Source organism: Amycolatopsis sp. NPDC004772 (assembly GCF_053601215.1).
In genome coordinates, this window is sequence record NZ_JBSGBK010000121.1 from 1 (window position 1) to 21407 (window position 21407).

At 72.1% G+C, this 21407-nt stretch carries 19 protein-coding genes and 1 riboswitch; of the genes, 9 read left to right on the forward strand and 10 right to left on the reverse strand.

From position 1 onward, the window contains the following. Window positions 1–100: 100 nt before the first annotated feature. On the reverse strand, window positions 101–871 hold the full coding sequence (locus tag ACWEF6_RS39640) for a class I SAM-dependent methyltransferase (RefSeq protein WP_449687664.1): 771 nt from the start codon (window positions 869–871) through the stop codon (window positions 101–103). Window positions 872–1029: 158 nt separating this feature from the next. On the opposite strand from ACWEF6_RS39640, the gene ACWEF6_RS39645 reads away from it, so the two are divergent. From ACWEF6_RS39645 to ACWEF6_RS39655, 3 genes are all read left to right on the forward strand, one after another. Then, window positions 1030–1935, forward strand: coding sequence for a DNA-3-methyladenine glycosylase family protein (locus ACWEF6_RS39645; RefSeq protein ID WP_449687665.1), 906 nt, complete (start codon window positions 1030–1032; stop codon window positions 1933–1935). A 710-nt stretch (window positions 1936–2645) separates the two neighbouring features. Further along, window positions 2646–3422, forward strand: coding sequence for a M50 family metallopeptidase (locus ACWEF6_RS39650; RefSeq protein ID WP_449687666.1), 777 nt, complete (start codon window positions 2646–2648; stop codon window positions 3420–3422). A 104-nt stretch (window positions 3423–3526) separates the two neighbouring features. After that, window positions 3527–4759 (forward strand): aldehyde dehydrogenase family protein, encoded by a 1233-nt coding sequence (locus tag ACWEF6_RS39655; protein ID WP_449687667.1) that lies wholly within the window; start codon window positions 3527–3529, stop codon window positions 4757–4759. An 11-nt stretch (window positions 4760–4770) separates the two neighbouring features. Here ACWEF6_RS39655 and ACWEF6_RS39660 read toward each other — a convergent pair whose 3' ends face one another. Next, window positions 4771–5022, reverse strand: coding sequence for a hypothetical protein (locus ACWEF6_RS39660; RefSeq protein ID WP_449675771.1), 252 nt, complete (start codon window positions 5020–5022; stop codon window positions 4771–4773). An 88-nt stretch (window positions 5023–5110) separates the two neighbouring features. Between ACWEF6_RS39660 and ACWEF6_RS39665 the strand changes: the two genes are divergently transcribed. Next, a complete protein-coding gene (locus tag ACWEF6_RS39665; RefSeq protein WP_449687668.1) occupies window positions 5111–6202 on the forward strand; it encodes a dihydrofolate reductase family protein in 1092 nt (363 codons plus the stop codon). A 14-nt stretch (window positions 6203–6216) separates the two neighbouring features. Here ACWEF6_RS39665 and ACWEF6_RS39670 read toward each other — a convergent pair whose 3' ends face one another. From ACWEF6_RS39670 to cobN, 5 genes are all read right to left on the reverse strand, one after another. After that, window positions 6217–7422, reverse strand: a complete 1206-nt coding sequence (locus ACWEF6_RS39670; RefSeq protein WP_449687669.1) for a chitinase — start codon at window positions 7420–7422, stop codon at window positions 6217–6219. Between the two features lie 146 nt (window positions 7423–7568). Then, complete coding sequence (locus tag ACWEF6_RS39675; protein ID WP_449687670.1) at window positions 7569–8642, reverse strand: sensor histidine kinase; 1074 nt, start codon at window positions 8640–8642, stop codon at window positions 7569–7571. Then, window positions 8639–9295, reverse strand: a complete 657-nt coding sequence (locus ACWEF6_RS39680; RefSeq protein ID WP_310971187.1) for a response regulator transcription factor — start codon at window positions 9293–9295, stop codon at window positions 8639–8641. The genes ACWEF6_RS39675 and ACWEF6_RS39680 overlap by 4 nt, the downstream gene beginning before the upstream one ends. A 35-nt stretch (window positions 9296–9330) precedes the next feature. Then, window positions 9331–11151: an ArnT family glycosyltransferase gene (locus ACWEF6_RS39685; RefSeq protein ID WP_449687671.1), complete on the reverse strand. Its 1821-nt coding sequence runs from the start codon at window positions 11149–11151 to the stop codon at window positions 9331–9333. A 39-nt stretch (window positions 11152–11190) separates the two neighbouring features. Continuing rightward, a complete protein-coding gene (gene cobN / locus ACWEF6_RS39690; RefSeq protein WP_449687672.1) occupies window positions 11191–14754 on the reverse strand; it encodes a cobaltochelatase subunit CobN in 3564 nt (1187 codons plus the stop codon). A 27-nt stretch (window positions 14755–14781) separates the two neighbouring features. Further along, window positions 14782–14899, reverse strand: a riboswitch (cobalamin riboswitch). A 60-nt stretch (window positions 14900–14959) separates the two neighbouring features. Between cobN and ACWEF6_RS39695 the strand changes: the two genes are divergently transcribed. Further along, the gene (locus tag ACWEF6_RS39695; protein WP_449687673.1) at window positions 14960–15685 is read left to right on the forward strand and encodes a hypothetical protein; all 726 of its coding nucleotides are present in this window, start codon (window positions 14960–14962) and stop codon (window positions 15683–15685) included. On the opposite strand, the gene ACWEF6_RS39700 is transcribed toward ACWEF6_RS39695, so the two are convergent. From ACWEF6_RS39700 to ACWEF6_RS39710, 3 genes are read right to left on the reverse strand one after another with little or no spacing between them, the layout of a single operon-like run. Next, window positions 15682–15915 (reverse strand): helix-turn-helix transcriptional regulator, encoded by a 234-nt coding sequence (locus tag ACWEF6_RS39700; protein ID WP_043784651.1) that lies wholly within the window; start codon window positions 15913–15915, stop codon window positions 15682–15684. The two genes, ACWEF6_RS39695 and ACWEF6_RS39700, sit on opposite strands and share 4 nt — an antisense overlap. A gap of 2 nt (window positions 15916–15917) precedes the next feature. After that, the gene (locus tag ACWEF6_RS39705) at window positions 15918–16769 is read right to left on the reverse strand and encodes an ABC transporter permease (RefSeq protein ID WP_449687674.1); all 852 of its coding nucleotides are present in this window, start codon (window positions 16767–16769) and stop codon (window positions 15918–15920) included. Beyond that, window positions 16766–17692, reverse strand: coding sequence for an ABC transporter ATP-binding protein (locus tag ACWEF6_RS39710; protein ID WP_449687675.1), 927 nt, complete (start codon window positions 17690–17692; stop codon window positions 16766–16768). The genes ACWEF6_RS39705 and ACWEF6_RS39710 overlap by 4 nt, the downstream gene beginning before the upstream one ends. 109 nt (window positions 17693–17801) lie before the next feature. Between ACWEF6_RS39710 and ACWEF6_RS39715 the strand changes: the two genes are divergently transcribed. Genes ACWEF6_RS39715 through ACWEF6_RS39730 form a run of 4 tightly spaced genes read left to right on the forward strand, consistent with a single transcriptional unit; the run spans window position 17802 to window position 21298 of the window. Beyond that, window positions 17802–18116 carry a DUF6191 domain-containing protein gene (locus tag ACWEF6_RS39715; RefSeq protein ID WP_449687676.1) on the forward strand — a complete coding sequence of 105 codons (315 nt, stop codon included), beginning with the start codon at window positions 17802–17804 and terminating at the stop codon, window positions 18114–18116. 4 nt (window positions 18117–18120) lie between these two features. Then, on the forward strand, window positions 18121–19194 hold the full coding sequence (locus ACWEF6_RS39720; protein WP_449687677.1) for a precorrin-3B synthase: 1074 nt from the start codon (window positions 18121–18123) through the stop codon (window positions 19192–19194). Further along, the gene (locus tag ACWEF6_RS39725) at window positions 19191–19814 is read left to right on the forward strand and encodes a precorrin-8X methylmutase (protein ID WP_449687678.1); all 624 of its coding nucleotides are present in this window, start codon (window positions 19191–19193) and stop codon (window positions 19812–19814) included. The genes ACWEF6_RS39720 and ACWEF6_RS39725 overlap by 4 nt, the downstream gene beginning before the upstream one ends. Continuing rightward, window positions 19811–21298: a precorrin-2 C(20)-methyltransferase gene (locus ACWEF6_RS39730; RefSeq protein WP_449687679.1), complete on the forward strand. Its 1488-nt coding sequence runs from the start codon at window positions 19811–19813 to the stop codon at window positions 21296–21298. The genes ACWEF6_RS39725 and ACWEF6_RS39730 overlap by 4 nt, the downstream gene beginning before the upstream one ends. Window positions 21299–21407: the final 109 nt, after the last annotated feature.

The following is a 21407-nucleotide window of genomic DNA, read 5'->3' on the forward strand; positions in this document are numbered from 1 at the left end:
ACCCGCAAGCAGGCGGCAGCGAGGCTACGAGCCAGGTCACCAGCGGCCAGGATCCCAACCACCGCAACAGCGGCAACACCACCCTGACACTGAGGCGATGCTAACCGGGAGCTCCGACATTTTGCGGTGCTCGGCCCGCGACGATCTGCGTGACGCCGGCGTACCGCTCGCTGAGTTCCGTGAAGCCGCGGGCGCTCAGGCTCGCCGCGATTTCGCCGCGGTCGAACATCTTCTGGCCGCTCACGATCCCGCCGGCCGACTCGATCAGCCGCGCGGGCTGCCAGCCGCGGCGGGCGCTCGTCAGCAGCACGATCCGGCCGCCCGGTTTCAGCACGCGCGCGAAGGAGTCCAGCGCGGTCTCAGGCTCGGCGAACATGTGCAGCGCGGCGAAGCAGCAGATTCCGTCTACTGTGGACGGTTTCAGCGGGAGGTGCACGGTGTCGGCGCGCAGGTAGGCGACGGTGTCCGGGCCGGACTCGGCGACGGCTTTGGCGAGCATGGTGCGGGCGCCGTCGAGGCCGATCGCGAGGCCGTCCGGGCCGACGGCCGTGCCGAACGCGCGGGTGAACCGGCCGGTCCCACAGGCGACGTCGAGCACGGTGTGGCCGGGTTTCAGGCGGAGGAGGTCCGTGGCGATCCTGACCTCGCCCGTCATGCTCGGCCCGAGCGGGCCCTTGAGTGCGCGGCCGAGTGTGGGACGCCAGTAGCGTTCGTAGACCTGTGGGAGCAGGGTGGTGCGCATCAGCCGCTGCGTGAGCCCGGTCGGCGGGCCGGCCTGATCCGCGGCGCCGAGCAGGTCGAGGTAGCCGTCGTCCGCCTCGGCCGGCGTCCCGAGCAGGGCCTGCAGACGGTCGTTTGCGCTGGTCGGCACGGGTTCTCCTCGCTTTCGGATACCGGCAGTATGCCAACTTCCCGGCCACTCGTTCGAGTGAACAAATCCGGGCTCAGGCGTTCGATGCCCGGAATTGTCGGTCCCCCTTCCTAACGTCGCAGGCGAGGTCCCGATCGGGCCCGATCCGAGGAGGAGAGATGACGACGATTACCCGTCCCTGTGGCGAGATCTCGGTAATGGGTGAGTTCGACCTGGCCGCGGCGGCCCGCTTCCTGACCGGTTTCGCCCCGGCCGGCGAGCCGGACGCCGAACCCGGCGCTCTGCGGGTGGCGTTCACGCTCGACGGCGAATGGACGCCGGTGGGAGCGGTGCTGCGGCAGAGATCGCCCGGCGAGGTCACGGTCGAGGTCCACGGCCCGCCCGCGCACACCGACGCCGTGGTGGCGCAGGTGAGGAGGATGTGCTCGCTGGACATCGACGGCACGGCCTTCCCGCAAGCCGGCGCCCGTGATCCGGTGGTTTCCCTGTTGCAGGGGTTGCACCCGGGCCTGCGCCCGGTCTTGTTCGCATCCCCGTACGAGGCGGCGTGCTGGGCGGTGCTGAGCCACCGCATCTGGATGACCCAGGCGGTCAGACTGCGCCGGCGCTTGACCGAGCGCTACGGCACCGAGGTCGACGTGGGCGGCAGCAGGCTGAGGACGTTCCCGGCTCCCGCGGCGCTGGCGAAGGCGGAGTACCAGCCGGGCCTGCCGGGCCCGAAGCTTCCCCGCCTGAGAGCCATCGCCGAGGCGGCGACGGAGGGCAAACTGGACGCGGCGACGTTGCGCGCGATGCCGGCCGAGGAAGCGCTGAAGCAGCTGCAGTTGCTGCCGGGCGTCGGCCGCTTCAGCGCGGAGCTGATCCTGATTCGCGGTGCCGGTCACCCGGATGTGTTTCCCCGTAGTGAGACACGGTTGCACGAGATCATGCGCGAGGCGTACCACGTCCCGGACGCGGGAGTGGGGGAGCTGGCGGAGATCGCGGAGGCTTGGGCGCCGTTCCGAAGCTGGGTGTCGTTCCTGTTCCGCGTCGAGGGCGAGGCCCGGATGAGGGAGTCGCGATGACCTGACCCAGCGCCGCCGGCCCCGGTACAACTCGGCCTGACCGGCTCGATTCGCGCTGGACTGGTCCGAGCCGGCTGGACCTGAGCTGTTCCGACCGGCTCGGCGCAAGCCGGCCCGGCGCCTCGGCCCCTGACTCGCTTCGGCCCTGGCCGGCCCGCCCCCGGCCCGGCTCGACCTGAGTTGTTTCGACCGGCTCGACGGGAGCCGGCCATGGCCCGCCTTGGCCCGCCTTGGCCCGCCTTGGCCTTGGCCCGGCTCAGCGCTGGCCCGGGTCGGCGCTGGCTCGGCCCTGGCCTGGCTCGGCCGAACCGCCCGAGCCGAGTCGGCCGAGCCGCCCGAGCCGAGCCGCCCGAGCCGAGTCGCCCGAGCCGCCCGAGCCGAGTCGGCCGACTGGATCCGGGCCGGCTCGGGCCCGAGCTAGCCCTTGTCCGACCCGGGGCCGGTCTCGGGTCGGGAGGCGGCCCGGCGCCCGCCGGCGACCGGTGCGTGAGCTGCTCGCCGAGCCTGGATCCGACCCAGCCCGGCAAGGCATCGGCCGTGCGGTAGCCACCCCGAACCCCGCGTGCCCGCCGGCCGGGAGCCGGAAACCCGGCCGCCAAGTCGATCGACCAAACAGAAAGGAGACCGCCACGACCCAATACCGGAAGCCGCGCAGCAGCCGACGATGGGGACTCACAGTAGCCAGATATCGCCTGTGGTGAGGTGTCCGGGTGAGCTCGCCCGTTCCTTCCGCGCTCGGTGGCCCGGCCGGTGACACCCTGTCAACACTCCGCGCGGCTGCCGCCACCGACACCGGCTCTCTGCTCGAGCAGGCCCAGGCGCCCGCCGTGATCACCCTGATCGCCGGTGGGGTGGCGCTGCTCGTCGTGCTGGTCGGCGGTACGCCGTGGCGGCGGGCTCGCAACGTCGTCACGATGGTGCACGAGGCCGGCCACGCGCTGGCCGCCGTGCTGGTCGGGCGGCGGTTGCAGGGCATCAAGCTGCACTCGGACACCTCGGGCGTCACCGTCTCGCGCGGCAAGCCCGAGGGGCCGGGCATGGCGTTCACCGCGATGGCCGGGTACCTGGCGCCGTCGGTCCTGGGGCTTCTGTTCGCCAGCCTGCTGGGCGCCGACCTGGTCGGCACGGTGCTGGTGCTGATCGCGCTGCTGTTGCTCGGTGTGCTGGTGATGGTGCGCAACGCGTACGGCGTCTTCACGGTCGTCGCCAGCGCTGCGGTGCTGGCGCTGATCGCGTTCGTCGCTCCGGTCGAGCTGCAGGCTCCGTTCAGCTACCTCGTGACGTGGTTCCTGCTGTTCGGAGGCGTGCGGCCGGTCGCCGAGCTGCAGATCAAGCGTCGGCGGGGGCAGGCCCGCGACTCCGACGCGGACCAGCTGGGCCGCTTGACCGCGGTCCCGCCGGTCCTGTGGGTCCTGGTCTTCGCGGTGGCGACCGTCAGCTGCCTGATCGCCGGCGCGCTCTGGCTGCTGGAGCCCGTGGCCAAGTGAGCCGCGGCGCCTGACGGTCGACGAGCCTGTCCGCGGTGGAGCCCGTGGCCGGTCACCGGCGTGCATGCGGCAAACTGGTGGTCCGCGCGGAGGGAGACGTAACGATGGACGAGGTCGCCAAGGCCGTCGAGGAGTGCGCACGGGCGGCGAAGCTCGCCGCGCCGTCGCTAGCTGCCGCGAGCGCCGAGGCCGTCGATGGCGCTCTCAGCGGGATGGCCGAGCGGCTGCTCGCACACCGCGACGAGATCCTCGATGCGAACCAGGCCGACGTCGAGCGCGCCAAGGGCGACGGGATGAGCGCCGGCCTGCTCGATCGGCTCACCATCACCCCGGAGCGGCTCACCGGCATGGCCGAACAGCTGCGGCTGCTCGCCGGCGCGCCGCACCAGGAGCGCTCCGTCGACGTCTCCACCCTGGACGGCGGGCTGCGGCTGGTCGAACGGCGGCGGCCGGTCGGCGTCATCGGCGCGAACTACGAGGCGCGGCCGAACGTCACCGTCGATGTGGCTTCCCAGCTGGTCAAGTCGCGCAACGCCGGCGTACTGCGCACCGGCTCGGCCGCGCTCGGGTCGGCCCAGCGGCTGCGGGAGGTCGTCATCGCGCCGGCGCTCGCCGAGGCGGGCATCGACGCCGACTGCGTCCAGCTCGTGCCGCGCGTCGAGCGCGAGGCCGCGTCCGCGCTCGTTCGGCTGCCCGGCCTCGTGCCGCTGGTGATCCTGCGGGGCAGCGGGGACAGCACGCGGGCCCTCGCCACCGAGGCAGCCGTCCACGGCGTGCGCACCCTCGCCCACGCCGACGGCGGTGGCGTCCTCTACGTCGACCGTGGCGCGGACGTCACCAAGGCGCGTGACCTCGTCTACGCGAGCCTCGACCGGCTGGGCGTCTGCAACCGGCTGAACCTGCTGCTCATCCACGAAGACATCCACGACGACGCCTGGCCGGCGATCTCGGACGCGCTCGCCGAGCGTGGCGTCACGCCTTCGCTCGCCCCGCACGAGCACCCGATCGGCTACGAGTGGGCGCTGGACTCCGACCGCGAGGCGACCGTCACCGTCGCGAAGGTCGGCTCGCTCTCCGACGCCGTCGAGATCGCCAACGAGCGCACGTCCGGCCTGGCGGCGGGCATCACCACCGAGGACGAGTCGGCCGCCGACGCCTTCTTCGACGGCTACACCGGCACGGGCGTCTTCTGGAACGCCCCAACCCGCCTCCTCGACGGCTTCAAGCTGCTCGCCGTCCCGGAAACCGGCATCAACCTCGACAAGGTCCCCGGCCCCCGCGGTCCGGTGACCTACACCGACCTCTACATCCGTCAGTACGCGGTCCTGCCGGCCTGATTCGGACGGCGTCAGCGCGTCGGCGGGACGCCGGCGAGCCTGCGGAGCTCCTTGACCGTCTCGGCGGCGTTCGTGACCAGCTCGGACGGCCCGTCGGCCTCGCCGGAGTAGCGGTAGATCGCCGTCGGGCCGTCGCTGATGGCGATGGCCGCGACCAGGCGGCCTTCGGGGTCGCGGGTGAGCCCGGTCGTCACCGACACCTCCCGGCCGACGGTGTCGACCGTGGTGAGTGTCCGCTCCTTGTACCAGCCTCGCGTTGTCATGATCAAAATGCTCCGGGGGAATGGGCACGACAGGGGGATACGTCCTAGAACGCCGGGACCGCCCCGCGCGTTACGGCATACTGGCCGGGTGATCTCCCGGCCGCACGTCCTGCTGTCCGCCGCGCAGTCGCTCGACGGCTACCTCGACGACAGCTCGCCCGAGCGGCTCGTGCTGTCCACAGAGGACGATTTCGCCGTCGTCGACCGGTTGCGGGCCGAGGCCGACGCCATCTTCGTCGGGGCCGGCACCGTAAGGGCCGACAACCCGCGGCTGCTCGTCCGCTCTCCCGAGCTGCGGCGGCAACGGCTGGCGCAGGGCAAGCCCGAACAACCCGTCAAGGTCACCGTGACCACCCGCGGCCTCGATCCGGATGCGCAGTTCTTCACCGTCGGGGACACCGAAAAGATCGTCTACGCCCCACCCGGTGCCGCGGACGCGCTCAAGCACATCGCCACCGTCGTCGACGCGGGTGACCCGCCCGACTTCGGGCGCATCCTCGACGACCTCGGCGCGCGCGGCATCGAACGTCTGCTGGTCGAGGGCGGCGGCGGGATCCACACGCGGTTCCTCACCGAAGGCCTCGCCGACGAGCTGCGGCTCGCGATCGCGCCGTTCTTCGTCGGGCAGGCGGACGCGCCCCGGTTCGTCGGGCCCGGCCTCTACCCGCGGCCGCTCGTGCTGACCGCCGCGAACGAACTGCAGGGCATGGCGATCCTCGAATACCGCGCCGCCGACGAGCCGACCAGCCGGGACGTCCAGCGCCTCAAGGAAGCCATCGCGCTCGCCGCCGAGTGCCCGCCCAGTCACACCTTCCGGGTCGGTGCCGTCATCACCGACGCCGACGGCGAAGTCGTCGCCACCGGGCATTCCGGCGAGGGCGACCCGAACAACCACGCCGAAGAAGCCGCGCTGGCCAAGTGCGCCGGTGACCCGCGGCTGGCCGGCGCCACCATGTACAGCTCACTGGAACCGTGCAGTCACCGCAGTTCGCACCCGCGCAGCTGCACGCAGCTCGTCCTCGACGCCGGCATCCCGCGCGTCGTGTTCGCCTGGCGGGAGCCGCCGGTCTTCGTCGACGCCCGGGGCACCGAGCTGCTGCGGCAGGCCGGGCGGCACGTCGTGGAGGTTCCCGCGCTGACCCCGGAGGTTCAGCGCGAGAACACCCACCTCGACTTCTGAAACCCGCGAAGAGGTCAGCAGGCGCCGTTGTCCTGCCAGACGCCCCATTCGCCGGTGGTCCCGGGCTCCTCGCCCTGCGTCCACCACTTGGCCGTCCACTTGTGGCTGTTGTGTGAGACGACGTTGTCCTTGACGTAGACCTTCGTCCGGTCCCACTCCGCCGCGGTGCACGAGCCGCCGCCCGGCGTGGTCGGGGTGGTCGTCACCGGCGTGGTCGTCTGCGGTGGCGTCGCCCCGGCGAAGCGGACGCTGAACTTCGTGAAGTCCCAGTCGTTCTGCGGGACGTTGCTGCAGACGCCGTTGTCCGTGGTGCCGACGCACGCGCGGTCCCGGTTGACCGACCAGAACGTGAAGCGGCCGAGGCCGTGGCTGGTCGCGTAGTCGTACACCGTCTGGAAGTCCGCCGTGTAGAACATCTCGGACGCGTCCGACTTGCCGTTCATCCCGGAGAAGCCCTCGTGCGAGTACGCGGTGGCGCTGTCCCAGCCCATGTGTGACATCAGCAGGCCGTGGAGCGCTTCCAGCGCCGACACCTGCGACGAACCGCCGTTGAAGCCGCCGTCGAAGGGCATGATCGAGAAGTTGTTCGGCGTGAAGCCGATCGACTTCGCCTGGTCGATCAGCTGCGTGCCGAACCAGCCGGTGCCGGCCGCGGTGCCCGGCATGGTCACCGAGACGAACAGACCGGGGTTGTTGGCCTGCAACGTCTTCGCGGCGCCGAGCTCGTTCGCGATCGCGGCGGTGTTTTCGTACTCGGGCTCTTCGAGGTCGAAGTCGATCGCCTTGAGCGAGTACTTCGTGATGACCTGCTGGTACGCGGCAGCCGTCGCGGCCACCGTGCCGCAGGTCTGGCCGAGCTTGGTGCCGCCGTACCCGCCGACGGACACCGAGACGTCGCCGCCCGCGCCGCGGATCCGCGAGATCACGCCCGCGACGGCGGTGTCGGACGAGACCGCGGACGTGCCGTCCCAGGTGGGGCTGCAGCCGCCGCCGTTCGGGGCGAGGATGAACGCGAGCTGGAACGCCTTGAGCCCGGTCGCGTTCATCACGGTGATCGGGTCCGGCGGGTTGTTGCTCTGGGGCATCAGGTACGGCGCCGCGGCGTACCAGTTGTTGCTCAACGCCGCGGTCGCCGACGGTGCGCCGAGCACGAGGCTGACGGCGGTGGCGGCGAAAGTGGCGGCGGCGAGCCCGACGGCGGCCAGTCTGCTCCTGCGCATGAGCTGTCCTCCCGGTGGGGATCGAGGTGGACAGATCATTGGACTAGACCATTGATGAAGTCAAGGCGCGAAAGTCGGTTGAGTGGAAAGCTCGGGCGAAAAGCGCCGGAATATCCGAAATTCGTCCACGGGACGAGCCGGGGAAGTCACGCCGCGGGCAGTGACACGACCACCACCAAGCCGCCGTCCGCGCGAGCGCTCGCCGTCACCTCGCCGCCGTGGGCGTGGGCCACCGAGCGCACGATCGACAACCCGAGCCCGGTTCCTTCCGCCGCCACGCGGGCGCGGCGGTGGAACGGGTCGAACAACGCCGGTACCTCGGCCGGCGGGATCACCGGCCCGCTGTTCGCGACCTCCAGTTCCACCCGTCCCGGCCGCGACCGGGTCGCCACGCGCACCCAGCCGCCGGGCACGTTGTGGCGCGTCGCGTTCTCCACCAGGTTGGCCGCCAGGCGCTCCAGCAGCACCGCGTCGCCCGCCGTCACCGCTTCGGCCAGGGACTGTTCCACCTCCGGCGGCGCCACCTGCGCGACCAGCGCCGCGAGATCCACCGGGCTCCGCGAGGTCAGCGCGCTCTCCGACTTCGCCAGCAGCAGCAACCCGCTGATCAGCTTTTCGTTCCGCGCGTTGATCCGCAGCAGCTTGCCGCCGAGCTCCCGGACGTCACTTCCGCGGCGCATCGCCACCTCGACCAGGGACCGGTTCAACGTCAGCGGCGTGCGCAGCTCGTGCGACGCGTTCGCGACGAACCGCCGCTGGGCGTCGAACGACCGGTCGAGGCGCTCGACCATCACGTCGAACGCGTCGGCGAGGTTCTTCACCTCGTCGTCGGGCCCGCACAGGGCGATCCGCGCCTGCCCGCCCGGGTCGGCCGCCGCGGCGATGCGGCGCGCGGTCTCGGTGACCTGCCGCAGCGGTGCCAGCGCCCGCCCCGCCACCAGCCACCCGAGACCGGCCGCCAGCACCGCGACCGCGCCGAGAGCGATCGCCCCCTGCGTCAGCAGCGACGTCGCCGCCGCCGCGCGGAGCTGGCGGGCCTGTTCGTCGAGGACGTCCAGGGACGGCAGCGGCGGCGCCCCGGGCGGCGGGGCACCGCTGAACACCGCCACCCGCTGCCCGACCTGCCGGGTGAACAGCAGGTACGTCACGCCCAGCAGCGCCACGCCGGCCAGCAGGAACAGGCCGCCGTAGAGCACGGTCAGCCGCAACCGGAGGTTCACCGGAGCCGGTAGCCGACGCCGGTGACCGTCTCCACCAGCGGCGGGTCGCCGAGCTTGCGGCGCAGTTTGAGGACGGTGAGCCGGACCGCGCCGGTGAACGGGTCCGCGTGCTCGTCCCACACCTTCTCCAGCAGGTGTTCGGCGGACACGGCGGCGCCGTCCGCGCGCAGCAGCTCGGCGAGCACCGCGAACTCCTTTTTGGACAGTGGCAGGCCGCGCCCGTCGCGGAACGCCTCGTGCCGTGCCGGGTCGAGCGTGACGCCGGACCGGCTCAGGACGGGCGGCGCGGCCGGTCGGCAGCGCCGCCCCAGCGACTGGATGCGGGCGGCGAGCTCGGGGAACGCGAACGGCTTCGTCAGGTAGTCGTCCGCGCCGAGGGATAGCCCGGCGACGCGGTCGGTGATCTCCACGGCCGCCGTCAGCATCAGCACCCGTGTCGCCGCTTCGGACGCGACGACCTGCCGGCAGACGTCGTCGCCGTGCACGACCGGCAGGTCCCGGTCGAGCACGACGACGTCGTAGTCGTGCACGGCGATCCGCTCGAGCGCCGCGCCGCCGTCGTGGGCGATGTCGACCGCGTGGGCGTCCTCGCGCAGCCATTCCGCGATCGCGTCCGCGAGCATCGGCTCGTCCTCCACCACCAGGACCCGCATGCCCCGATGATCGCCGTGCCCGTGTTTCTTCGCCGTTAGCACCGGTAGAGCGTGTCCGCGCCCCCGATGCCCCGGGTCGGCCGGCCGCCGTACTCGGCGGGGTCGACGACCGTGCAGTGCTGCTCGATCCAGCGTTGCCGTTCGCCCTGGGCGGGGCTCCGCGGCGGCCCGGGCGGGGTGCCGGCGCCGCTCAGCACGAACCGCAGCTTGCCTTCGGCGAGCCAGCGCTCCAGTTGGGCGACGGACGGCGCGTCGTCCCGGCCGCCGAAGCCGCCCATGCCGATCACGGTCGCGTCGGAGTCGATCAGGAACGGCGCGACCGCCCCCGCCTCGGCGTTCACGGCGAGGGTGATTTCGGTGCCGTTGCGGCGGGCGTAGTCGAGGATGCGGCGTTGCTCGTCCGACAGCTTCGTCGCGCCGTCACCGCCCACGCGCATCAACCGCGGACCACCGGGTGACGGCGGCGGAGGAGCTCCCGGGCCGGTGGCGGGCCCGGCGGCGGGCAGCGTCCCGGCCGACGTGCTCTGCGCGGCGGCGTACGACCAGACGGCGGGCGTGAGCAGCAGCGGCACCAGCGCGGCGAACAGCGCAACCCGGCTTCGTCCGAAGTACAGGCCGGCGATGGCGGCGACGGCCGTGCCGAGCACCGCCCAGCGCGTCCAGCCGTGGAACGACGTGTCCCGCGAGGTCAGCACGAACGCCCAAGCCGCGGTCAGCGCGACGACCAGCGGGAGCAGAGTGCGCCGGTGCTGCCGCCACAGCAGCGCCAGCCCGGCGGCGGAAACTGCGGCGACGGCGGGGGCCAGCGCCGTCGTGTAGTACGGGTGCCAGATGCCGCCGGCGAAGCTGAAGACCACGGTGGTCACCAGCAGCCAGCCGCCCCAGAGCAGCCAGCCGGCGTCGCGCCACCGGCGGCCGAGGACGGCCAGCGCGAGCAGGCACAGCGGCAGCAGCCACGAGATCTGCCCGCCGACGACGTCGTTGAACAGCCGGCCGGGTCCGGGGTCGCCGCCGAACGACGAGGTGGTCTGCTGCCCGTTGCGCATGATCATCATGCCGCCGCCCTCGCCGTTGCCGGAGAGCCGGCCGAAGCCGTTGTAGCCGAAGACGAGGTCCCACGCGGAGCCGTCTTCGCTGCCGCCCATGTACGGCTTGGCGCCGGGCCACCAGTCGTACAAGGCGATCCACCAGAACGAGGAGACGACGAGGACGAGGCCGGCGCCGAGGACATCGAGCAGCCGCCGGCGCAGCGGTCCGCTCGTCCCGGCGAGGTAGGCGGCGACCAGGGCGGGGACGATGATCCACGCCTGCAGCATCTTGGTCAGGAAGCCGCAGCCGACGAAGAAAGCGCACCACCACAGCCACTTCCGGCCGTCCCGCAGCGCGCGGGTGAGCGCGTACGCGGCGGCGACGAGGAAGAGGACGAGCAGCGTGTCGGGGTTGTTGTCCCGGTTGATGATCACGGTGACGGGGGTCAGCGCGAGAATGGCGGCGGCCAGGAGGGCGACGTTCTCGCCGGCCCAGAGGCGGACAGTGCGGTGCAGGAGGAACACCGCGGCGACGCCTTCGAGGACCTGGGGCAGCAGCAGTGCCCAGCCGTGGTAGCCGAAGATCAGCACCGAAAGCGCTTGCGGCCACAACGCGAGAGGCGGTTTGTCGACCGTGACGACGCCGTACGGGTCGAAGGAGCCGAAGAGGAAGTTGGTGAAGTTCTCCGTCATCGACTTCGCGGCGGCGGAGTAGTAGGTGTTCCCGAACTGGCCGTCGCCGATCTTCCAGGCGTAGAGGACGGCGGCGCCGAGGCAGACGAGCGGAAGCGCCCAGGGGCGGGTTCGCGGAGGGGCGGCGGTGATCATGACCGCCACCCAACTCCGGCCCGCGTTTCCCGGGCGTTTCTACTCCGACTCGAGGTCACCTTCCAGCGAGAGGTACACCTCGCGCATCTTCGCCAGCAGCTCCGGGTCCGGCTCCTCCCACAGCCCGCGGTCCGCCGCCTCGTTCAGCCGCTCCACAATCCCGCGCAGCGCCCACGGGTTGGCCTTCCGCAGGAACTCCTGATTGACCTCGTCCAGCACGTAAGACTCGGTCAGCTTCTCGTACATCCAGTCTCCGACGACACCCGCCGTCGCGTCGAAGCCGAACAGGTAGTCCACCGTGGCCGCCAGCTCGAACGCGCCCTTGTAGCCGTGGCGGCGCATCGCCGCGAGCCAGCGCGGGTTGACGACGCGTGCCCGGAACACCCGGGCCGTCTCCTCGCCCAGCGTGCGCGTGCGGACCGCGTCCGGCGAGGTGCTGTCACCCACGTAGGAAGCCGGCGCCGCGCCCGTCAACGCTCGGACCGTCGCAATCATGCCACCGTGGTACTGGAAGTAGTCGTCCGAGTCCGCGATGTCGTGCTCGCGCGTGTCGGTGTTCTTCGCCGCCACCACGATGCGCTTGTACGAACTTTCCATGTCCTCGCGCGCCGGGCGGCCGTCCAGGTCGCGGCCGTACGCGAAGCCGCCCCACACCGCGTACACCTCCGCGAGGTCCTTGTCGTCGCGCCAATTGCCGCTGTCCATCAGCGGCAGCAGGCCCGCGCCGTACGCACCGGGCTTCGACCCGAAGATCCGCGTGGTCGCGCGGCGGGAATCGCCGTGCGAAGCCAAGTCCGCGGAAACGTGCGCGCGGACGAAGTTTTCGTCGAGGGGTTCGTTCAACCCGGCCACCAGCCGGACGGCGTCATCGAGGAGCGTGATCACATGCGGGAACGCGTCGCGGAAGAACCCGCTGATCCGGACCGTGACGTCGATCCGAGGCCGGCCCAGCTCCTCCAGGGGGATCGCCTCGATGCCGGTGACGCGCCGGGACGCTTCGTCCCACACCGGCTGGACACCCAGCAGCGCCAGCACTTCCGCCGCGTCGTCGCCGGACGTCCGCATCGCCGACGTGCCCCACACCGACAGGCCGACCGACCGCGGCCAGTCGCCGGTGTCCTCCCGGTAGCGGCGAAGCAGCGAATCGGCCAGGGCCTGCCCGGTTTCCCAGGCGAGCCGGCTCGGGATGGCCTTCGGGTCGACGGTGTAGAAGTTCCGCCCGGTCGGCAGCACGTTGATCAGCCCGCGCAGCGGCGACCCGCTCGGCCCGGCCGGGATGTACCCGCCGTCCAGCGCGTGCAGCACCGCGTCCAGCTCGCCCGAGGTGCCGGCGAGGCGGGGCACGATCTCCTCGGCCGCGAAGGAAAGTACCCGGGCGACAGCGGGATCCGGCGCCACCGACGCCACCGCGGTCGCGTCCCAGCCTCGCATCTCCATCGTCCGGACGAGCTCGCGCGCGGTCTTCTCGACAGCGTCCACTTCGGACATCGGCGCGTCTTCCTTGAGCCCCAGCGCCGAGCGCAGGCCCGGCACTGCGCCCTGCTTGCCGCCCCACATCTGCGACGCGCGCAGCATCGCCAGCACGAGGTTGACCCGTGCCTCGCCGGTGGGCGCCGCGCCGAGGATGTGCAGCCCGTCGCGGATCTGCGCGTCCTTGACCTCGCACAGCCAGCCGTCGATGTGCAGCAGGAAGTCGTCGAACTCCGCGTCGTGCGGCCGTTCCTCGACGCCGAGGTCGTGGTCCAGCTTGGCCGCCTGGATCAGCGTCCAGATCTGCTGGCGCACGGCCGGCAGCTTCGCCGGGTCCATCGCCGCGATGTTCGCGTGCTCGTCGAGCAGCTGCTCCAGCCGCGCCATGTCGCCGTAGGACTCCGCACGCGCCATCGGCGGGATCAGGTGGTCGACGATCGTCGCGTGCGCCCGCCGCTTGGCCTGCGCGCCCTCGCCCGGGTCGTTGATCAGGAACGGGTAGACCAGTGGCAGGTTCCCGAGCACGGCGTCCGGAGCGCACGAGGCCGAGAGCCCTGCGGTCTTGCCCGGCAGCCATTCCAGCGACCCGTGCTTGCCGAGGTGGACGACGGCGTGCGCGCCGAACTCCTCCTCGAGCCAGCGGTACGCGGCCAGGTAGTGGTGGCTCGGCGGCAGGTCCGGGTTGTGGTAGATCGCGACCGGGTTCTCGCCGAACCCGCGCGGCGGCTGGATCATGATGATCACGTTGCCGCTCTGCAGCGACGCCAGCACGATGTCGCCGTTGTCGACGTACAGCTCGCCCGGCGCGGGGCCCCAGTGCTCCTCGACGCCGTCACGCAGCTCGGCTGGCAGCGCGTCGAACCACTCCTGGTACCGCGCGGCCGGGACGCGGATCGGGTTCCCGGCCAGCTGTTCCTCGGTGAGCCACTCCGGGTCCTGGCCGCCGGCGGCGATCAGCGCGTGGATGAGCGCGTCGCCGTCGGGCTGGTCGGTGCCGGTCGGGTCGACGCCCGGGAAGGCGTCCGGGCCCAGGTCGTAGCCCAGCGCGCGCATCCGCCGCAGCAGCTCGATCGCCGACGCAGGCGTGTCCAGGCCGACCGCGTTGCCGACGCGAGAGTGCTTCGTCGGGTACGCGGAGAGCATCAGCGCAATGCGACGCTCTGACGGAGGCGTGTGCCGCAGCCGGGCGTGCGCCAGGGCGATGCGAGCGACGCGGGACGCGCGTTCGGCGTCCGGCACGTACCGGGGGAGGCCGTCTTCGTCGAGTTCCTTGAACGAGAACGGCACCGTGATCAGCCGTCCGTCGAACTCCGGGACGGCCATCTGGTTCCCGGCGTCGAGGGGGGAGAGGCCGTCGTCGTTGGCCGCCCACGTCTCGCGGTCGCTGGTCAGGCACAGCGCCTGCAGGATCGGGACGTCGAGCGCGGCCATCTCGGCGACGTCCCAGGCCTCGTCGTCGCCGCCCGCGCCCACCTCGGACGGCCGCGTGCCGCCCGCCGCGAGCACGGTGACCAGCAGCGCGTCCACGGAAGCCAGCTCGGCCATCATCTCCGGCTCGCGCGTACGCAGCGAAGCACAGTAGATCGGCAACGCCCGCCCGCCCGCGGCTTCGATCTCGTCGGCGAGCGCGTGCACGAAGGCGGTGTTCCCGGACAGGTGGTGCGCGCGGTAGTACAGGATGCCGATGACTGGGCCGTCGCTCTTCGCAGGGCGCTCGAGAACGCCCCACGCGGGTTGTGCCGCGGGCGGCTCGAAGCCGTCGCCGGTGAGCAGCAGCGTGTCGGAGAGGAACCGGTGGAGCTGGGTGAGGTTCGCCGGGCCGCCCTGCGCGAGGTAGGCGTGGGCCTCGGCGGCGATGCCGGCCGGGACGGTCGAGAGCTTCATCAGCTCGGCGTCCGGCGTCTGCTCCCCGCCGAGGACGACGACGTGCGCGCCCGACGCCCGCAGCGTGTCCAGGCCGTCCTGCCAGCTCCGCGGCGTGCCGAGGATCCGCGCGACGACGATCTTCACGCCGTCCAGGAGCGCCGGCAGCTCGGCGACGTCGAGCCGGGCGGGGTTGCCGAGCCGGTACTCGCGGTCGCTGGACCGGGCGCTGAGCAGGTCGGTGTCCGAAGTGGACAGAAGCAGGATCACGAGGTTCCTCCTCGGGGTCCGCGCCCCGGGTCGACGGGCGCGCCGGCCGGAGTTCCTGGCTCCCGGAATCTCTTCCGGTCACAGTGGCGGGACCGCCCCGGATTCTCACCGGGTTCCTCCACCTGCCGACGCGTGGGTATCGCACCCACTCTCCGGTGCCGGTCGAGGCGCGTCAAGGTGACGTTGCCCCGGGTAACCTGACGGCTTGGAATCCCTGCTCCGGAGCTTCACCGCCGCACAGTCGACCCGCCGGCCGTACCGCCACCCCACGGCGGCCGAGCTCGAAACCGCCGGAACCGGCTTCGCCGCGTGGCTCGACGGCCGCCCCCACGACCTGCCTGACCTGGGTTTCTCCGTGGACGACGACGTCGTCGCCCAGGAGCCCGGCACCGAGCGGGCCTGGGGTCTCTACGCGATCGACCGGTCCGCGCCGCCGTCGCTGGTGGTCGAGGTGCCGCATCCGTCGTCCGACCTGCGGACCGACCGGATCGGCCTGGCGCTGTTCCGGCGGGTGCCCGGCGCCGTCCTCGCGGTGGCCGGCGCGCACCGCCGCCGGGAGGACCCGGCGCACGACCCGCGGACCGTCTTCCACGTCGTCAGCACGCTGCTCGCCCGCCGCGGCCTGCCCCAAGTCCAGCTCCACGGCTTCAACGACCGCACGATGCCCGCGGCCGACGTCGTCGTTTCGGCCGGAGCCGCGGAGGCCGGCGACGCGGCTCGCCGGGCAGCGGACCGCTTGGAAGCCGCCGGGTTCCGTGTCCGGCGGGCCTGGGCCGACCCCTGCCGCGGCCTGGCGGGGACGACGAACGTCCAGAGCCAGGCCGCCGGCGGCGCCCCGTTCCTGCACGTCGAGCTCAACCGGACGACCCGCGAGACCCGCCGCGACGACGTCGTCCGCGCGCTTGCCGAGGCCGACCTGCGCAAGCCCTAGGCGGACCGCTCACCCAGGCGGGGGAAGGGCTTCGTCGAGAACAGCACTTCCACGGACACCTCGAAGAACTCCGCGATCCGCAATGCCAGGTACAGCGAAGGGCTGTACTCGCCGCGTTCCAGGTAGCCGATCGTCTGGTAGTGCACCCCGAGGGCCTCGGCCAGCTGCCGCCGCGAGATCGACCGTTCCGCGCGCAGCATCGCGATCCGGTTGTAGACGACCTCACTCATCACTACCCCACACGCTGCATGGCCTTCTGCCGCCGTTCGGCCACCGACGAGCCCGCTTCCCGCCGCGCCATGCGGCGGAGCAGGATCGGCGCCAGCACCAATCCGATCACAGACCACGCGACGAGCACCGCCAGGGTCGGCACCGGCCGCCACGACCGGCCGATTTCGACGACGACCGCGCTGTCCGGCAGCAGCGCCGAGCGCATCCCGAGGCCGAGCCAGTACATCGGGAACACCTGCGCGAGGTCCTGCACCCAGCCCGGCAGCGCGGTGATCGGGTAGAAGATCCCCGAGATCGCGCCCAGGCCCATCACCGGCAGCACGATCAGGCCCGTGGCGCGGGCGCTGCCGGCCAGCGAACCCAGGGCCGCGCCGATCGGCATGGTGGCGAACAGCCCGATCACCAGCACCCAGGCGAGGTGCAGGTACGACCGGACGCCGTCGGGCGCCAGTTCGGAGAACAGGAACAGGCACGGGATCAGGACCACCGCCAGGGACGTGAGCTGCCCGAGCGTCAGCGCCGTCGTCTTCCCGGTCAGGTACCCGAGCATGCCGTTCGGGGTCGCCTTCGCGCGCAGCAGCGTGCCGTCCTCGCGCTCGGCGGCCAGGTAACCGGCGGCGCCGGTCAGGCCGGTGAACACGACGCCGGCGCCGAGCAGGCCGGGCACGGTCGCGGCACCGAGGGAGAACGTCGTGCCGGGCAGGGTCGCGTTCCGCATGAAGAACAACGTGGCGAGGAAGAGCCCCGCGAAGACGACCTGCCCCACCACGTCTTCGGCGTTGGTCCAGGTCTGCTTGAACTCGATCCACCCGCGGGCCAGCCCGGAGCGCAGTGCCGCGGTCTTGGCGTTCATCGCGCGCCCGCTTCCTGGAGGCCGAGCTCCGTCTCGCCACCGGACTCCGCCCGGTGGACCAGCGCCATGTAGGTGTCTTCCAGCGACGCCCGCCGGACCTCCAGGTCGGCGATGGCCTCGCCGTGCTGCTTGAACAGCTCGTACACGTACTTCGTCGCTTCGGTCGTCGAGTGGACGAACCGCTGCCCGCCGACGCTCCAGCGGACCTCGGCCTCGCCGGAGATCTGCCGGCTGAGCTGGTCGGCCGAGCCGTCGGCGATGATCCGGCCGCCGTTGAGGATGAGGATCCGGTCGGCCAGCTTCTCGGCCTCGTCGAGGTCGTGCGTGGTCAGCAGGATCGTGGTGTCGAGCTCGTCGGACAGGCGGTGCACCAGGTCGTGGAACTCGCGCCGGGCCTCGGGGTCGAAGCCCGCGGTCGGTTCGTCGAGGAACAGCAGCTCCGGGCGGCCGACGATGCCGATCGCGACGTCGAGCCGCCGCCGCTGGCCGCCGGAAAGCTGCTTGAGCTTCTTGCCCGCGTGGTCGGTGAGCCCGACCGTCTCGATCAGCTCGTCGGCGTCCCACGGCCGCGGGCGCGACGGCGTCGAGTACGGCAGGTAGTACCGGCCGAGGTGGGTGAGCAGTTCGCGGACGCGCCACTTCCCGTGGTCGCGCCAGGACTGGAGCACGACCCCCAGCCGTGCCCGCCAGTCCTCACCCCCGTGCGCCGGGTCGACGCCGAGCACGCTCACCTCGCCGGCCGACCGCATGCGGAAGCCCTCGAGGATCTCGATCGTCGTGGTCTTGCCCGCGCCGTTCGGCCCGAGCAAGCCGACGACCTCCCCTCGGTAGGCCTCGAAGTCGACGCCGTGGAGCACGTCGTTCGTGCCGTACCGCATCCGTAGCCCGCGCACGCGGACGACGGGATCGGCGGGATCTCTCATCCTGGTCACCCCCATCTGACTGATGCGATCGAATGTAGCACACCTGCTACATTCGATCAGACTTCTGCGGTCCCGGGAACTTGACCCGCGGTCACCCGGTTCGCCGGGCATGGGAACTTGGCTGGGGCTGGCCCTTCCGGGCGGCGTCGTGGTCCTGCTGGTCATGGCGGCGATCGAACTGCGGCCGCGCAAGAACGGCTCGCGCTTCAAGGCGCGGCTGTCCGCCACGTACATCGAGGAGACGACCGCGTTCCTCTACGGGACCAAGCGGCGTGAGCTGGAACACCGGGAAACGATGTCGATGCTCGTCGAGCAGGACGCCGAAGGCGCGCCACCCTGGCGTGACGTGGACCTGGACGCCGGAACGGCCCGGCTCCGGCCGCGTCCGGAGCCGCCGGAGCCGGAAAACCGCCAGCTACAGTGACCTCATGCCGACCCCAGCACGTGTGCGAGCCGACGCGTGCCCCGGTGTTTTCGCACCCCACGACGCCGCCGACGGGCCGTTGGCCCGCGTGCGCCTGCCCGGCGGCACGATTTCCGCAGTGCAGCTGCGCGCGCTGGCCGACGCGGCCGAAGCCTGCGGGGACGGCGACCTCCACCTCACCTCGCGCGGCAACGTCCAGCTGCGCGCCGTCACGCGGCCCGGCCTCGAAGCCCGTCTGACCGGCGCGGGCCTGCTGCCGTCGCCGTCGCACGAGCGGGTCCGGAACGTCCTCGCGTCGCCGTTGAGCGGGCTGCTCGGTGGCCTCGCCGACGTCCGCGGCCTGGCGTCGGCGCTGGACGACGTGCTGTGTTCGACGCCGGAGCTGGCGTCACTGCCCGGCCGGTTCCTCTTCGCCTTCGACGACGGCCGCGGCGACGTCGCCGCCGAAAGGGCCGACGTCTGCTGGCTCGCGGTCGGCCCGGCCGAGGGCACGCTGCTGCTCGCGGGCGGCGACACCGGACGACGGGTGTCGCGCGCCGGCGCCGTCTCGGCGCTGGTCGAAGTCGCGCTCGGCTTCCTGCGCGTGCGCGGGTCGGCCTGGCGGGTCGCGGAACTCGACGACCCGGCCTGGCGGGGAACGCCGGTGCCGCGGGCCGGCGTCGAGGTCCCGGCGGGGCTGATCTCCCGGGACGGCGGCTTCGCGGCCGGAGTCGTGCCGCGCTTCGGGCAGCTGTCCGCGGCGCAGGCGCGGGCGCTGGCGGAGTTCGGTCCCGCGCTGGTCACGCCGTGGAAGTCCGTGGTGCTGCCGGACGTGCCCGCCGACCTCTTCGCGCGGCTGGGCTTCGGCGGCGAGGCCTGGGGGACCACCGCGTGCATCGGCCGTCCGGGCTGCGCGAAGTCTCGCGCCGACGTCCGGGCCGACGCCGTGTTCCGGCCGGGCCTGCGCGCGCACTTCTCGGGCTGCGAACGGCGGTGCGGGAAGCCGTCGCAGTCCCATGTGGACGTTGTCGCCGAAGCGGGGGGCTACCGCATCGACGGCCGCTGGGTGCCGCTCGACGAGCTGAAGGGAAATCTGTGATCGACTACCTGCGGGACGGTGCCGAGATCTACCGGCACTCGTTCGCCACGATCCGCGAGGAGGCGGACCTGGCGATCCTGCCCGACGACGTGGCCGGCCTGGCGGTCCGGATGATCCACGCCTGCGGCATGGTCGATCTGGTCGACGACCTGCGCTACACGCTCGACGTCGTCGAGTCCGGCCGCGCGGCGCTGGAGGCCGGCGCGCCGATCCTGTGCGACGCGCAGATGATCGCCAGCGGCGTCACCCGGCGCCGCCTGCCCACGGCCAACGAAGTGCTCTGCACGCTGTCGGACCCCGGGGTTCCTTCGCTGGCCGAACGCATGGGCACCACGCGCTCGGCGGCGGCGCTGGAGCTGTGGCGCGACAAGCTGCCCGGTTCGGTGGTGGCGATCGGCAACGCACCGACGGCGCTGTTCCGCCTGCTGGAGATCCTCGACGAAGGCGTCGGCGCCCCCGCGGCGATCATCGGCGTCCCGGTCGGGTTCGTCGGCGCGGTGGAGTCCAAAGTGGAGCTCGCCAAGCGCGCGCCTGCGCCCTACCTCGTGGTGCACGGCCGCCGGGGTGGCAGTGCGATGGCCGTCGCGGCGATCAACGCCCTTGCGAGCGCAGAGGAATGACCGGCACGCTGTACGGCGTCGGCCTCGGCCCCGGCGACCCGGAACTGATGACGGTCAAGGCGGCCCGCCTGATCTCCGAGGCCTCGGTGATCGCGTACCACTGCGCGCGGCACGGCCGGAGCATCGCGCGTTCGGTGGCCGAGCCGTACCTGCGCGAGGGGCAGATCGAGGAGAAGCTGGTCTACCCGGTCACCACGGAGACGACCGACCACCCGGGCGGCTACGAGGGCGCGATCGCCGACTTCTACGAGCTGAGCGCGAAACGGCTGGCCGAGCACCTCGACGCCGGCCGTGACGTGGTCCTGCTCTGCGAGGGCGACCCGTTCTTCTACGGCTCGTACATGTACATGCACGAGCGGCTGGCCGGTCGCTTCGAGGCGGTGGTCGTCCCGGGCGTGACGTCGGTGAGCGCGGCGTCGTCGGTCATCGGCCGCCCGCTGGTGCAGCGCGACGAGGTGCTGACGGTGCTCCCGGGCACGCTCCCGGCCCCGGAGCTGGCGCGGCGCCTGGCGGACACGGACGCGGCAGCGGTGCTCAAGCTGGGGCGGACGTTCTCGTCGGTGCGGGAGGCGTTCGAGGAAGCCGGGAAACTGGACGACGCCGTGTACGTCGAGCGCGCGACGTGGGGGCAGCAGCGGGTCGAGCCCCTGGGTGAGGTCGATCCGTCCACGGTCCCGTACTTCTCGTTGGCTTTGCTGCCTTCGCCGGCCTATGCGTCTCGGGTTTCGCCTGCTCCCGTCGCCGCTGCGCCTTCTTCGGGTGGCGAAGTCGTCGTCGTGGGCCTCGGGCCGGCGGGCCCGGAGTGGCTCACCCCGGAAGCGGCAGCGGAGCTTTCGGCTGCGGAGCACATCGTCGGGTACGGGCCGTACGTGGCGCGGGTGCCGCAGAAGGCGGGCCAGCAGCGGCACGCGTCGGGCAACCGCGTCGAGGCCGACCGGGCGCGCGAGGCGTTGTCCCTGGCTGCTTCCGGCGGCCGGGTCGCGGTGGTGTCCTCGGGCGACCCGGGGGTGTTCGCGATGGCGTCGGCGGTGCTGGAGCAGGTCTCGGCCGGCCACGGCACGGGCGTCCGGGTCCGGATCGTCCCGGGCGTGACGGCCGCCCAGGCAGCGGCGTCCCGGGTGGGAGCCCCGCTGGGCCACGACTACTGCGTGCTCTCGCTGTCGGATCGGCTGAAGCCGTGGGAGATCATCGAGAAGCGCCTGGACGCGGCGGGCGCGGCGGATCTCGTGCTGGCGTTGTACAACCCGGCTTCACGTTCGCGGACGACCCAGCTCGCGGACGCCCGGTCGGTGCTGCTCCGCCACCGTGCGCCGGCGACGCCGGTCGTGGTGGCGCGGGACGTGGGCGGCCCGGAGGAGGACATCCGCGTCACGACGCTCGGTGAGCTGGACCCGTCCACAGTGGACATGCGCTGCCTGCTGATCGTGGGCTCGTCCCGCACCCGGTCCGAGAACGGCATCGTCTGGACGCCCCGGAGTTACTAGGTCTGCCGCGGCTGGTCGTGAGTGGTAAGGCGGGTTGTTGGACGGTGGTTTGGTTGACGCCTAACAGGATGGGGGCCTGTGGTGGATCCGTTGCGCGAACTGGTGAAGT